The organism is Dyadobacter chenhuakuii (assembly GCF_023821985.2).
Lineage (GTDB): Bacteria > Bacteroidota > Bacteroidia > Cytophagales > Spirosomataceae > Dyadobacter > Dyadobacter chenhuakuii.
On sequence record NZ_CP098805.1, the window covers coordinates 4,366,759 to 4,379,660 of the forward strand.

General features: G+C 45.8%; 11 protein-coding genes. 2 read left to right on the top strand and 9 right to left on the bottom strand.

Annotation, left to right across the window (positions count from 1 at the left end):
* Nucleotides 1-14: 14 nt before the first annotated feature.
* The 5 genes from NFI80_RS18095 to NFI80_RS18115 form a co-directional block, all read right to left on the bottom strand.
* Nucleotides 15-3,797: a DEAD/DEAH box helicase gene (locus NFI80_RS18095; protein WP_235165649.1), complete on the bottom strand. Its 3,783-nt coding sequence runs from the start codon at nucleotides 3,795-3,797 to the stop codon at nucleotides 15-17.
* A gap of 89 nt (nucleotides 3,798-3,886) precedes the next feature.
* Entirely contained in the window at nucleotides 3,887-4,324 is a 438-nt protein-coding gene (locus NFI80_RS18100) for an NUDIX domain-containing protein (protein WP_235161848.1), read from the bottom strand.
* A 36-nt stretch (nucleotides 4,325-4,360) separates the two neighbouring features.
* Nucleotides 4,361-4,945, bottom strand: coding sequence for a D-sedoheptulose 7-phosphate isomerase (lpcA, locus tag NFI80_RS18105; protein WP_235165650.1), 585 nt, complete (start codon nucleotides 4,943-4,945; stop codon nucleotides 4,361-4,363).
* 15 nt (nucleotides 4,946-4,960) lie between these two features.
* Nucleotides 4,961-5,617 carry a tRNA (5-methylaminomethyl-2-thiouridine)(34)-methyltransferase MnmC2 gene (gene mnmC2 / locus NFI80_RS18110; RefSeq protein WP_235165652.1) on the bottom strand — a complete coding sequence of 219 codons (657 nt, stop codon included), beginning with the start codon at nucleotides 5,615-5,617 and terminating at the stop codon, nucleotides 4,961-4,963.
* Between the two features lie 40 nt (nucleotides 5,618-5,657).
* A complete protein-coding gene (locus NFI80_RS18115; protein ID WP_233794686.1) occupies nucleotides 5,658-6,926 on the bottom strand; it encodes an aspartyl protease family protein in 1,269 nt (422 codons plus the stop codon).
* 299 nt (nucleotides 6,927-7,225) lie between these two features.
* Here NFI80_RS18115 and tpiA point away from each other — a divergent pair, with 299 nt between their 5' ends.
* Nucleotides 7,226-7,987 (top strand): triose-phosphate isomerase, encoded by a 762-nt coding sequence (gene tpiA, locus NFI80_RS18120; protein WP_233794685.1) that lies wholly within the window; start codon nucleotides 7,226-7,228, stop codon nucleotides 7,985-7,987.
* A gap of 5 nt (nucleotides 7,988-7,992) precedes the next feature.
* Here tpiA and NFI80_RS18125 read toward each other — a convergent pair whose 3' ends face one another.
* The 4 genes from NFI80_RS18125 to NFI80_RS18140 form a co-directional block, all read right to left on the bottom strand.
* Nucleotides 7,993-9,024, bottom strand: coding sequence for an OmpA family protein (locus tag NFI80_RS18125; protein WP_235165653.1), 1,032 nt, complete (start codon nucleotides 9,022-9,024; stop codon nucleotides 7,993-7,995).
* Between the two features lie 87 nt (nucleotides 9,025-9,111).
* Nucleotides 9,112-9,870: a DUF5672 family protein gene (locus NFI80_RS18130; protein ID WP_235165655.1), complete on the bottom strand. Its 759-nt coding sequence runs from the start codon at nucleotides 9,868-9,870 to the stop codon at nucleotides 9,112-9,114.
* A 14-nt stretch (nucleotides 9,871-9,884) separates the two neighbouring features.
* The gene (locus NFI80_RS18135) at nucleotides 9,885-10,862 is read right to left on the bottom strand and encodes a glycosyltransferase family 2 protein (RefSeq protein ID WP_235165657.1); all 978 of its coding nucleotides are present in this window, start codon (nucleotides 10,860-10,862) and stop codon (nucleotides 9,885-9,887) included.
* A gap of 71 nt (nucleotides 10,863-10,933) precedes the next feature.
* Nucleotides 10,934-12,232, bottom strand: a complete 1,299-nt coding sequence (locus tag NFI80_RS18140) for a hypothetical protein (protein WP_235165658.1) — start codon at nucleotides 12,230-12,232, stop codon at nucleotides 10,934-10,936.
* 96 nt (nucleotides 12,233-12,328) lie between these two features.
* Here NFI80_RS18140 and NFI80_RS18145 point away from each other — a divergent pair, with 96 nt between their 5' ends.
* Nucleotides 12,329-12,880 (top strand): hypothetical protein, encoded by a 552-nt coding sequence (locus tag NFI80_RS18145; RefSeq protein ID WP_235165659.1) that lies wholly within the window; start codon nucleotides 12,329-12,331, stop codon nucleotides 12,878-12,880.
* The last annotated feature ends 22 nt before the right edge of the window (nucleotides 12,881-12,902 follow it).

The following is a 12,902-nucleotide window of genomic DNA, read 5'->3' on the forward strand; positions in this document are numbered from 1 at the left end:
GACACTATGGGCGCTTAACTAAAAAGGCCCATAATGTCTTCCTGACTTAATTTTTTGATAAAACCTGATTCTCCGCCAACCAGGTCTTCCGCTAGGTCTTGCTTCCGCTGCTGAAGCAAAAGAATTTTCTCTTCAATCGTATCCTTGCAAATCATTTTATAGGCAAACACTTTGCGCGTCTGCCCTATCCGGTGCGTCCGGTCAATGGCTTGCCTTTCTACCGCTGGGTTCCACCATGGATCAACGAGATAAACATAATCCGCTTCCGTGAGGTTAAGGCCCACGCCTCCCGCTTTCAAGCTCATCAGGAACACCCGGCAAGTCTGGTCATTCTGGAAACGGTTTACACGGCCTGCGCGATCAACAGTTTGCCCATCCAGATATTCGTAAGGAATGTTCACTTTTTCCAAATGCTGGCGGATCAGATCCAGCATTCCAAGAAACTGGCTGAAAATCAAAATCTTATGATTCGAAGCATTCTCTTCGATCTCTCTTACAATTTCTTCAAGCTTAGCCGATTCATTGCCGAAATCCTCATCACCCGACAAGATCGAAGGCGAATCGCAGATTTGCCTCAGTTTTAACAATGCTTCCAGAATCAGGAAACTGCTTTTGTTTAACCCTTCTGTTGCCAGTTTCTCGGCAATTTCCAGCCGGTATTTCTCGCGGAATGTGTCGTACACTTTTCGCTGCTTCTGACCCATTTCACAAAACAGAATGGTTTCCGTCTTGTCCGGTAAATCCGTCGCAACTTCCTCCTTCGTGCGTTTCAGCATGAATGGATACACGAGCTTGCGCAGTTCAGCAGCTTTCTCTTTATCCTGATATTTGTCGATAGGCGTCGCATATTCGCTACGGAAAAAGTCCGCGTGGCCCAGCATGCCCGGATTCAGGAATTCAAATTGGGAATAAAGGTCAAATGTATTGTTCTCCACCGGCGTTCCCGTCATCGTCAGGCGATTCTTGGCGTGCAGCAGTCGGGAAGCTTTTGAGGTGAGCGAATCAGGGTTTTTGATAGCCTGCGCTTCATCCAGCACAATGTAATTGAAATCGAATTTCCGAAGCAGCTCCACATCACTGCGCATGGTGCCGTATGTGGTCAGGATAATGTCGTATTCACGGAAAAAATCAATGTCTTTCCGGCGCGCCATTCCCCGGTGCACATACAAGCTTAGGTCGGGGGTAAATTTTGCAGCCTCGGCCTGCCAGTTGAAAATCAGTGTTGTAGGAACTACGACAAGGTTCGTATTTTGCGGATTCAGGTTTTTTTGCTGTTGGAGGAACGTAAGCATTTGCAAAGTTTTTCCTAAACCCATATCATCCGCAAGGCATCCACCCCAGCCAAATTCATCCAGGAAATGGATCCACTTGTAACCCTCTTCCTGATATTGCCGCAACGTCGCATTCACATTTTCCGGCAATGCTACATTAGGGATTTGCTTGAAATTGAGGAGTTTTTGTTTCTTCTCATGAAGCTCCCGGAACACCTCTTCATTATCCGTTTCCGAAACGAGTTCGTCGATAAGTGAGAAGTGGATTTTCGACAAATGGATTTTATCTCCATTCACCCTACCGAATTGCAGCAATGGTTCCAGCTTGCTGATCCATTCGTCGGGCAAGACACCCAGCGAACCGTCCTGTAACTGAACGTAATTCTGCTTTTTCAACAATGCTTTTTTAGCATCCGCCAGGGAAACCCGCTGGTCGCCGAATGTGATTTCCACCGTCATATCAAACCAGTCGATCCCCGATGAAGCATTCACTTTTACGGTTCCGCGGTTCGGGTTGAAGCGCATTTTTTTCAGATCCTTGAAACCCAAAAGCTCGTATTTCTTTTTGCCAACTGCCTCTACAAAGCTGAAAAGCCATCCGCCTTTCATTACCTGGTCCAGGGGAACATAGAAAAACGGCTGCCCGGTTTGGTTCGCAAAAGCCGGATTCAAGGATTTCAACCATTCCCAGACTGCATTTTCGGCAGGCAGGTCACGTTCCAGCATGGTAATCTTATTGTCTTCGAAGCCGGTTTTGCTCCGACGCTGGTCGTGCATGAAGACAACCTCGGAGCCTTCCTCGTTTTCATCCTGATAAACAAAATTGGGGACGATCAACAAGTTAGCATCATCCTCTTTCAGATAAATTCTTGGCTTACTAAAAGTTAAAGGGCGGGAAAGCACTTCGTGCCGCGTCTGGAAAATAACGTCAAACTGCTCGGCAACCGGAATGATCCAGTCCCGCAGAAATTCTTCCGAAAACTCCTTCCTAACCCTGATTTTATATCCCGTCTGACCCAGGTAAGCGACCATTTCGGCCTCGCTGATGCCAGCCCAGCGGAAAAGTGTCTTTTCATTATGAATGCCCAGCCAGAAGCTATCCAGGGAAACCACTTTTTGTAGTTCCAAAGGGCTTCCAGCTTTCAGTTCAACGTATGGATTTAATGTGATAAACTCCTTATCCTCAGTAAGAACAAAGAAAAGCTTCACGGGCTCGCGATGCAGTTCCAGCTGCGTAAGCTGGTTGTTGCTTGTTACATAATCGCCGTCCGCCAGATAAATGCGCTCGGCATCCAGGTCGTTGAAAATCCTGTTCAGGTTCTTCCCAACGTAGTTCCTGGCTTCATAACGCTGCTCTGAACTCACGTCATCAAAATGCAGATATGCATTGTAAGACCAGCCCTGCTTGCGTATGAATTTTTGCAAACCTTCTTCCCAATGCTTCGCAATGCGCACGAGGCGCGCATCCGCATCCGTCAGAACAGGGATTTCGTCCGCGGAATAGTAATGGCTCGATCCGCCCGCAATGTTCTTAATGTTGGTAATCTTCTCCGATTTGGAGCTGTATTTGACCGAAAAAACACCGAAACCAATGTCCAGCAAATGATTTTTTCCTTTTGGCCAAAAAACAAAAATAGAGATCCGGTCCTCGTCCTCCTGCTGACTATCCGACGACACACTGAAAGAAACGTTCTGCGCGGGCAAAATGCGGTCCCTTAATGTTTGCCAATCCTGGTAAGGACCCACTTTCTGCAAGGCCGGATCGGCTTTGATCAGATACAAACCGCCGTCTTCATCAAGTTTGAATTCAAACTTCCCCTTAATGTCGTCTTCCAGCGAATAGCCGTATTCCGCCAGGAGATTGTTTTTTTCAACTGTAAGATCACGCATGACTTCGAATGCGCGATCGCCGAGCTCCTCCCGCAGTTTGAGCAACGCAGCCAGCTTGTGCTGACACAAGGGGACCCACAGTTGCTGATTGCAAGTGCAGGAAGTATGGATCTGCTTGGTGCTCTTGATCCGCTGAAAATCAACCGTAAAGTCCTGTTCATTTTCGCGCACAATGCATTGAGCTTCACCTTCTTTGGCCGAAACAATAATGACATTCTGGATCGATTCCCTGTTTTTCCAGGTATCTTCCAGAACCAGATTTCTTAGTTGAAGTTCCTTGATCTCTGCCAGTTCGATCACCGTGCTGCTCATTTCATGAACAACCTGCTTGATGGTCGGCATCTTATCGAGAATGTATAGAATGCTGGCCACGCGGTGCTTGCAAAGGCCATTTTTATCCGGGCAAGAACACTCGGTGGTGATCTGCGGCGTAAGAAAATCCCGGATATATATTTGGTAAAATTGAATAGAATAGTCGCTCTTGACCTTAAATTCGGCATTACCCGGACCATTGTAGTCGAGCTTGGAAACTTTTAATCCCCCGCTGCTATAAATGGAACGCCCTCTTGACAATACATCCTTCTCCGTCCGTCTTAATAAGAAGTTGGATAATTTCTCCTTCTTTTCGTTTTCCATTTACCCTGCTGCCATTTAAAATGCAAAAGTACGGTATGTTTCTCTTTTATAGAAATGAAGAGAAAATATATGGAAAATCTGAATTTCCGCTATTTGATATAAGGCTGATCGATAACGCCGATATGGCCCGATTTGGTTAACATCGTAACAAAGTCCTGAATCTGCTTTCCGACATTGGGATACATTAATTTCTTATCCAGCTCATGGATGGGAAGCCAAACCATTTCCTCAGCAGTTGTATGGACCGGGTTCAACTTGGGATCTCCTGTGATTTTGGTATGAAAAATCATGTGCAGGGTTTCTTTTTCGATCTCTTTCCAGATCACTTCCCCGCAGATCACCATCTCATTGATGTCCGACATCACGCCCAATTCCTCATTCAATTCGCGGTCAAGTGCGGCTTGCAGACTTTCGCCGGGATCAGGATTGCCGCCGGGCAATGCGTAAACCTCCTGATCGCCATAGCAATAGCGTAAAGTGAGCACGCGCTCATCTTGTAAAATAATGGCAGAAGGACGGACATTCATGGGTCTGGGAGTTGGTGTGCAGGATAATATAGCCTATTATTCCTGCAAAACCATTTTTTCAATCAAAAGCATAAAAATATGGATCACCTTGATGTGGATTTCCTGAATACGATCTGCATAGCCAAAGTGTGGGACGCGGATTTCAATGTCGGCGGCTCCGGCCAGTTTCCCGCCATCTTTTCCTGACATAATGATCACCTTCATGCCCTTCGCACGCGCTGCTTCGGTGGCTTTGATAATGTTCGCAGAATTTCCGCTGGTGCTGAGTCCGAATAGCACATCGCCAGGTTGTCCGAGGCCTTCAATAAACCTTGAAAACACGTATTCGTAGCCATAATCATTGCTTACGCAACTCAAATGGCTTACATCGGAGATGGCTATGGCGGGCAATGAACGGCGGTTATCACGGTAACGGCCTGTTAGTTCTTCCGCAAAATGCATGGCGTCACAATGTGAGCCGCCGTTTCCGCAGGAGATAATCTTTCCGTTTGCCAAAATCGCGTCGGCCATTAACCGCGCTGCTTTTTCTATTTTTTCAATTTGGACGGGGTCATTCAAAAATTGGTCTAAAATCGCTTGTGCTTCTTTTAATTCCTGGCTAATAATGCTGGCGTAATCCATTTATATGTTAGATTTTTAAATTTTTATCGCTTTCAAAACGTGGGTTTTCCGTCCCGGTCCTCTGTGTCGCTGCACTTCAAAACCCGCTGCCCTTAACGCACGTTTCACAATTCCTTTGGAAGAATATGTTACCAATACGCCGCCTTGCCGGGTTTGGGCTGCTATTTGTGAAAATATTTCTGCTGTCCACAATTCAGGCTGCGCTCTGGGATCGAATGCATCATAGTAAATAACATCAAATTTCTCGGTTGACTTAAAATTTTCGAGCCGCGAATGTTCTTTCCTCAGTATAAAGTTTTCAGAAACCGCGCATTCTGCCGACCACGCGCAGTCGTGCAGGTCCATAAAGCCGGAGTAGCCGGTTAATGCGGCATAGTTTAAAGAAAAAGCCTCGTCCCGCGTAACGGGAAAGGCTTCTACTGCGACGTAATAAATATTCTTTTTGAGCAAGTCGGCCAGTTTCCAGGTCAGGAAAGCATTTAACCCTGTTCCAAAACCCATTTCAAAAACATAAACCGTAGATTCCGCTTGTTCAAGGATCGGACGCAAACCGAGATTAACATAAATGTGCTCTGCTTCGACCAGCGCACCTTGTAATGAATGATATTGCTGATTGTACTGTGGACTATACAGCGAATGTGAACCGTCTTCGGTTACGATGAGGCGTTCCAAGTTAAGCCGCGTATTTAATTGAATTTGGCTTAAAAGTAAACTAAATCATTCTTTTGAGGGTAATTTGGGTAAAGAAAATATCTCCTTTCCGTTTTACCAGCAAATCAATGTTCCGCCCGTCGCCACGCTGTAAAAGCTTATAAATCTCACTGACATTCAAATCCGTAGCTGCATGATCATCTATAAACAAAAGCTGATCGCCTTCCAGAAGCCCCGCTTTACGAGCCGGTGAATCGTCGGCAATGTGGTTGACAATGTATGAACGCAGGTCGATGCCTTCCGCACGGATCTCCATTCCGCTCATATCATGCTCAAATTTCTCCCGCAAACGGCTTCTGACCGGTTTGAGCACCATATAGCTTTGCGAATAATTCATTGTTACCTTGAAACGGCGCAGCAGTTCACAGCCAATATTACCCTGGCGCGACTGCCCGGCGCGCAGTTTCGAACCAAATGCAATGCTGTCCGGAAACGACGCCACAATGTTGTCCATCGTAAAACGGCCCAGCCGCAGCCGGTCTATCCTGCCGAGATTGCCATTGATCACCCCATTCAAACCACGTCCCAACTGCGCCCGGATGACCTTTTCGGGTAGCCTGAATGATTCTTTCGGCGTGTTATTGAGCAACAATGCGTGTCCGGCTCCGGTATCGATCAAAACCCGGATCGGGTGCTCGCGGCCGTCGGCAAAAAGGGTTACCGCATCTGTAAATGGCTTGGTATCTTCAATGATCAGCGGGTGCTTGTCGCCTTTTCTTGTCTTATAACGATATTTATCGGGGCGCATTAATATCAGTTCTTTCTTCGAAAAGTCGATGGTAACCACAAAGTTGTTGAAGATTTCGTAGCCAAAAATACCGTGAACCGGCACGCCGACATATTCTGAAAGTCTTAAAAAATCATCTTCCAAAACGACAATGTTCTGGTGATTGGCTTTAAGGCGGCCCATGGAAAACCGGTTATCGATTGCCACATGCGCAGAAATGCTGCTGCCTTCGCCGGCGCCGGTCAGGTTTACTTTCCTGGTCAGGCGCAGCTTGTCGGGTTTGAGAATGTGTGGGTCTGTGATAATGATGGAACTTACTCCCGTGTCCAGAATAAAGCGGAGGGAGTCGGTGTCGTTAATCTTTGCATACAAAAGGATCAGGTTTGAATGCAGCTCAAAAGGGATGCGGGTGGATTTGTGATTTTTATCCAAAAAGTAGCCATACTTCTCCTCGGAAACGGGGGGCACATCTTCTGATTTAGCAAATGCTATGCTGCTCGTAAAAAGTATGATCGCTACAAATAACCACTTAGACGTTTTCATCGTGGCCTCCTTTCTTTAAAATGCTAAGTTCTGAACTCCGGTAGAAACATTATAGAACACGTTGATTATAAATGGCTTAACTCTGTCTTTATTATCCTCGGTGAACAGTAAGTGCCGAAATCGGCACGATCGGTTATCTAAGTAAAATTAATGCATTTTATCTCAATTAAACACAAAAAAATCTTTATATGTGCAAAGTTTCTGACATTTTTCAGAACATTTATGGATAATAATGTAAATGAGGAAATTATGGTAATTTTGTTGCGTTAAAAGGCGTTTTTCACAATAAAAATTTTCTCATGCGAAAAAAAATTGTTGCAGGTAACTGGAAGATGAACAAAGTTCTGGATGAAGCAGTTGCGCTGACTTCCGAACTCGTTAATATGGCGAACGATGAGGTTCAAGGTGATGTAAAAGTGATCCTTTGCCCTCCTTCCATTTATCTTACTACTATCAAAAAATATCTGGAAAGCGCCCCGAATTTTGCCCTGGCTGCACAAAACTGTTCAGACAAGGTCTCGGGTGCATATACGGGAGAGATTTCGGCACAAATGCTGCAATCGATCGGTGTGGAATATGTGCTGATCGGACATAGCGAACGCCGTCAGTATTTTAATGAAGACAATGCGCTTCTGGCCAGCAAAGTGAATACTGCTTTGGAAAATGGCGTTTCACCGATTTTCTGCTGCGGCGAATCGCTGGATCAGCGTCAGAATGAAGATTATATCGGATTTGTAAAAAACCAGATCACAGAAAGTCTTTTCCATCTTTCGGAAGAACAATTGCTTTCAGTTGTGATCGCTTACGAGCCGATCTGGGCGATCGGAACGGGCTTAACTGCTTCGGCGGAGCAGGCGCAGGAAATGCACGCGGCTTTGCGTCAGCACATTGCATCTAAATATGGCGAGGCTGTTGCGGAAGAAATTTCGATCCTGTACGGTGGAAGTGTTACAGCAGCAAGCGCTCCCGAATTATTCAGCTCCCCGGACATCGATGGTGGCCTGGTAGGTGGCGCATCCTTGAAATCCAGGGAGTTTACAAACATTATCAAGGCGAGATAAGCACATTACATTTGGGTAACCACAAATTCTACCCGTCTGTTTTTGCTGCGTTCGACTTCGGAGGTGCCTTTTGCCAATGGGCGGGTGCCTCCGTAGCCTTTCGCCTCGATCCGGTCGGCAGCGATGCCTTTTTCAATTAAATAGCTCCGCACCGATTCTGCTCTTTTTCGGGACAGGTCCAGGTTTTTGTCAAAGTCACCCACATTATCCGTGTGGCCCTCAACCCGGATCTTCATACTCTCGCTTTCTTTCAGCAAATCCACGAGCGTGTTGAGCTCTTCGTATGATTCGGGCAGCAGGTCCACTTTTGATGTTTCAAAATATACATTCGGCAAGCTGATCGTCTCGCCTATTGCCATTTTACCGGCTTTCATTTTTTCCAAACCACTTTTTGGCTGTTCTACCGCAACCGGCTCTTCGGCTGGCTCCTGTTTCACTTCCACCTTTGGCTTTGGTGCGGGCTGAACGGGCTTTTTAACTGGCTTTTCTACTTTTGCGGCTGCCTGCGGGGCTTTCGCTTCCTTTTTCAGCGGGTTTTTAATGTGGATACCATAAAAATTCCACGACTGGCTTCCACCCGTGCTACGCCCTTCATAAAAGTCAAAAACCTCAATTCCAGGATCCAGACGCTCAAAATAAGCCACGAAATTAACGGTGTCGCCGGGCATAATCTCTTTTGATCCCGAAGTAGGGATGTTGTCCGCTTTGATAAACTTGAACTTTATATCTATTTCTCCTGGCTTGTAAAGGCGGGTTTCCGGATCGAGCCAGATGGCGCCGGCATTAGGCTGCTGAAATTGCTGCTGCTGTTTCCTGGGAATAGGGAACGGAAGGTTACGCGGCTGGACCTGCACTGCCTTTTTTTCAACAAACTGAAAGTGGATAATGGTCTGCTGATCGGTAAGTTCTACACGCCTGATCTTCACATATGGCACAGACTGCTCCTCAACCTTGGGGTTATTCGTGATTTGTCCAAAACCCGGACTGAATGAAAATACAATGGCAACTGCTCCTGCCAAAAGCACTTTGAAATTCATGACATTACATTTTTAACTTTTTAAAACTAACTTCAAGAACGTCCTAACATTCCTGATAGTTTGTTAAAATTTGTTAAACAATGTAACTTATTGATTGTCAGAGATAAAAGCAGACCAGAATTGCGGATCATAGCGCTCCCAGGCATGGCATCCGAAAGGCAGTTTGTGCTGCATGATCTCATATGTCGCAGCTGGGCTTTTTTCAAAAGCAAAACCCAGCGCCTCGTGCCAGGAAGGGAGTTTAAGAAACAATTTCATAGGAATTAATCGCGTTGCTTCCTGCGAAAAAAGCATATCCTCGTTCCCGACCCAAGCCGGATAAACTGCATTATAAATTTTCAGATAGCGAATAATAGCCGGAATGCGCCTTAATGATAATCCACCATTGAACACAACGCGATGCGTGGAAAGCGCATCGGCAAATTGCTGGTAAGCCCCTGCTCCCAGTGCGTCAAGCGCAGGCATATGCAGCGAGGGCGCTCCTACATAATCAAAACCTTTTGCACACCACGCCAACAGTAAATCCTGGAAAACGTAAGCGTCTAGCTGATAGATCAGTATGTATTCGTAGGCAAGAAATGTTTTGTAAAAATCAATAGAGATCATGAGCCGGTTGTAGGCTGCAATGTCTTTGAAGAATGCGTCGTCGAAGCTAACGAGCTCAATGTTCGGGTATGCCTCTGTAACAGCATTCAAATCCAGGCTTGCCGGTTTGACGATTTTGACAGGATAATTCCCCAAAACCTTCATGCATTGCTTCAATGACAGTTTTTCATTCTCATTCATCACCGATTTATAAACCGGGATAACAACTGCAACGGAAGATTTTGATTTGCTTGATTTCACTATAACCGGATCATTTATTCGAGTAAGTCGCCCATGGCAGGCAACCACCAATCTTTGCTGCTGAAATGATAATGGCCCTGAATGATGTGGCTTGCAACCGTGGGCAGGCGTAAAAGCCGGTTATCAGGCAATGCGGCGCGTTTAAAAAAGTGTTTCTGCGCAAGGTCCAGCTTGACCAGTTTTTCCTGCGGCACAAAAGGGAGGGCCTGCAGAAGCCTGTACATTCCGAGCAACTTTTCCCCTTTTTCCTTCAATGGGATCAATTTCTTGGTGCGGTCGCGTTTCAGCCGGTCTTTGAGCTGAACTTTGTCCACTTTATTTCCAAACCCAACCTGCTGGCTGGCGTGAATGCGGTAGTAAATGAGTGTTTCGGGAATAAAATCAATTTTACATTCGAGGCTGAGCACCATGGCCATCCAGGCGTCGTGAATGAGGTCAGGAACATTGGTTGGAAATGGCATCAACCGCGCCAGACACGATTGTCTGATGGCTAATGTTGCCCCCGTCACGATAAAACCTGTGAAAAGGATCTCATGCGCTTTGCCATTTTTCCACTTATTCTGTTTTTTTGAATCAAATTCAATTTCCTCCCAGATTGTGCTGCCGACTGGCTTTGAATCGTCGTCCATTTTCATGGCGTCGCAGAAAACGGCATCTTTATTGGGATGTGCATTCAGATAATCCGCCTGTTTCTGAACGCGGTCGGGGCGCCATTTGTCGTCCTGATCGCAAAGGAAAATAATGTCACCCGTGCATAGGGAAAGGCATTTCTCGAAATTTTTGGTCGAGCCGAGGTTCGTTTCGTTGATATGAATGTAAACCGGAAAAGCGCTTCCTTCGGCAAATGACTTGATAATTTCAATGGTATTATCTTTCGACCTGTCATCACAAACAACCAACTCATCAACCGGCAGTGTCTGATCAGCAATGCTCTTCAACTGCTCGGACAAGTATTTTGCCCCGTTGTAAGTACACAAAGCCACTGAAATCATAAAAAATCTGCAAAAGAATTTAAAAAACGCTGCAAGTTAGCAGTCAATTTACACTATCCACAACTGCGACCTCAGTTTTGAACGGTTTCTGTGTCCTGGAATTCATTTAAATCAGGAATCTTCACCACATTATTGTCGATCGCCCATTGCAGCGCCTCGGAGGAAGGCTTCGCTTCGTTGAAATGAATGAGGCGCGTTTCGGGATCGCTCTGCCAGGCGATCACTCTTTGGGCCAGGTCCTTGTTCATTTCTTTCAGCGCTTTTCTATTATTGACATAAACGACTCCCCAAAGCAGCACGCCCGCCCACGCCAGAATCCGTAAATGCCGAATGCGCAGTATTTTAAGGTCAAGAAAAATAAGCATCAGGATCACCGGAATGGTCGCCGTGAAAAACATATAGCGCGGCGCCACACCACCAAAAGCCTGGTACTCAAACCTTGAAACGGATATCACAAAGCCCGTGAGTATGGGCATGGAAAGCATGCAGTATAGCAACGGATTACGGCGCGGGTAACCTTTAAAAAACAACCATATCCAAACCAAAAGCACCGTCGTACCCAGGATCATGCAAAAATTAATGTTGATATCGGAGTTGGTGGCCGGGTTAACATAGGCAAAACTGCCAAGGAAAGTCAGGAGCAGGCTTTTCATCCAGTTGAAGTTGAAAGGAACGTCGCGCTCAACAACCACTTGTGCGCCCAGAACGAATGTAACCCACAGTAAAACAGCAGAAATGACCGTCCAGGCAACCAGTTGCGGCCATTTCTTTTGAACCAACAGCATAAATCCTCCCAGCAGCAAGCCAAGAAACCCGTTTCCAAAAGAAAAAACCGCGATAATGACGAGCAGGGCCGCCAGGAAAAAATGCTTGCTTTTAATGTTTTGTGATTTATTCAGGAAAAAAAGGCTCAGGAAACAGAAAAGAAAAACCGCGTAATGCTGGCTTCCGGCCCAGTAATAAAAGGAAACCTGCCAAAACCCCAGACTGAACAAAAATACCGAGGCAAAAAGAATGCTTTCAGCATATAGCAGCCTGTTGTTGTCCATAATCACCAACATTAATATGAAAAAGCAAAGCAGCATCAGATTTTGAAAAAACACGAGATTGGCAAAATCAACCTGGTGAAAAACGCTGAAATATGCTGCGGCGGCGAGCCTTGTTATGATGATCCGGTGCTCATTGTGTCTTCCAAACAGGATTTCAACTTTTCCTTTGGCGGTATAATCGTCGAAAAAGATGCGTTTGATAAATCCGATGGTCGTGTCGTAGTCGTCGAAAGACGGCATGTTGAGCGTGTTGGAGAAAAGCGTCACACAGAAGACCAAAAAGATAGCAATGCTTAAACTGATAGAAAGATATTTAGGCATATCTGATATTTTTGTCAAAAAGCGAAGGAATATTGAGTTGTATAAAGTTAACCGCGTATTCCTGGATTGTAAATTTAAGTATGTTAAACCTACTTTATGGCATTACCCGATCAACTTAAAAAAGCGATTATCCAAATGCCGGCCAAAGAAAAGGATAAGCTGCTGCTAAGGCTGATCACGAAGGATAAAATGCTTTCGGACCGGCTGCACTTTGAGCTGATCGAAGACAGCGCCACCATTCCCGAGCGGCGGGAGGAAATTATCGGCCGCATTACCAGGACTTCGAAATCCAACCAAAATACGCCCGGCTGGGTTTTAATGGATATGCGGAACCTGAGCGGCGATATTTCTTATCATGTGAAGGTTACTAAGGATAAAATCGGGAGCATTGAGCTTAACTTGTTCCTGATGAACACTTTCATGGAACAATATGCGGATATATTGAAAACCTATTCTTCCCGTGCAGACACTTGCGCGCTGTATCTGGCCAAAAAAGCGCAGGTGATTTTGAATGCATATAATAAGCTCGACGAAGATTATCGCGTGGACTACATTAAGGACACCAATCGCATGCTAGCCTCGCTTTATACGCTTTGTTCCAAAATGTATGCGCGCCAGATGGAAATCCCGAAAGAACTGGAACATTAAACGGCCTCAATCCCATATCGTC

Coding starts and splice junctions, on each gene's coding strand:
- NFI80_RS18095 (WP_235165649.1), bottom strand. CDS start 3,797: ATGGAAAACGAAAAGAAGGAGAAATTATCCAACTTCTTATTAAGACGG.
- NFI80_RS18100 (WP_235161848.1), bottom strand. CDS start 4,324: ATGAATGTCCGTCCTTCTGCCATTATTTTACAAGATGAGCGCGTGCTC.
- lpcA (WP_235165650.1), bottom strand. CDS start 4,945: ATGGATTACGCCAGCATTATTAGCCAGGAATTAAAAGAAGCACAAGCG.
- NFI80_RS18115 (WP_233794686.1), bottom strand. CDS start 6,926: ATGAAAACGTCTAAGTGGTTATTTGTAGCGATCATACTTTTTACGAGC.
- tpiA (WP_233794685.1), top strand. CDS start 7,226: ATGCGAAAAAAAATTGTTGCAGGTAACTGGAAGATGAACAAAGTTCTG.
- NFI80_RS18125 (WP_235165653.1), bottom strand. CDS start 9,024: ATGAATTTCAAAGTGCTTTTGGCAGGAGCAGTTGCCATTGTATTTTCA.
- NFI80_RS18135 (WP_235165657.1), bottom strand. CDS start 10,862: ATGATTTCAGTGGCTTTGTGTACTTACAACGGGGCAAAATACTTGTCC.
- NFI80_RS18140 (WP_235165658.1), bottom strand. CDS start 12,232: ATGCCTAAATATCTTTCTATCAGTTTAAGCATTGCTATCTTTTTGGTC.
- NFI80_RS18145 (WP_235165659.1), top strand. CDS start 12,329: ATGGCATTACCCGATCAACTTAAAAAAGCGATTATCCAAATGCCGGCC.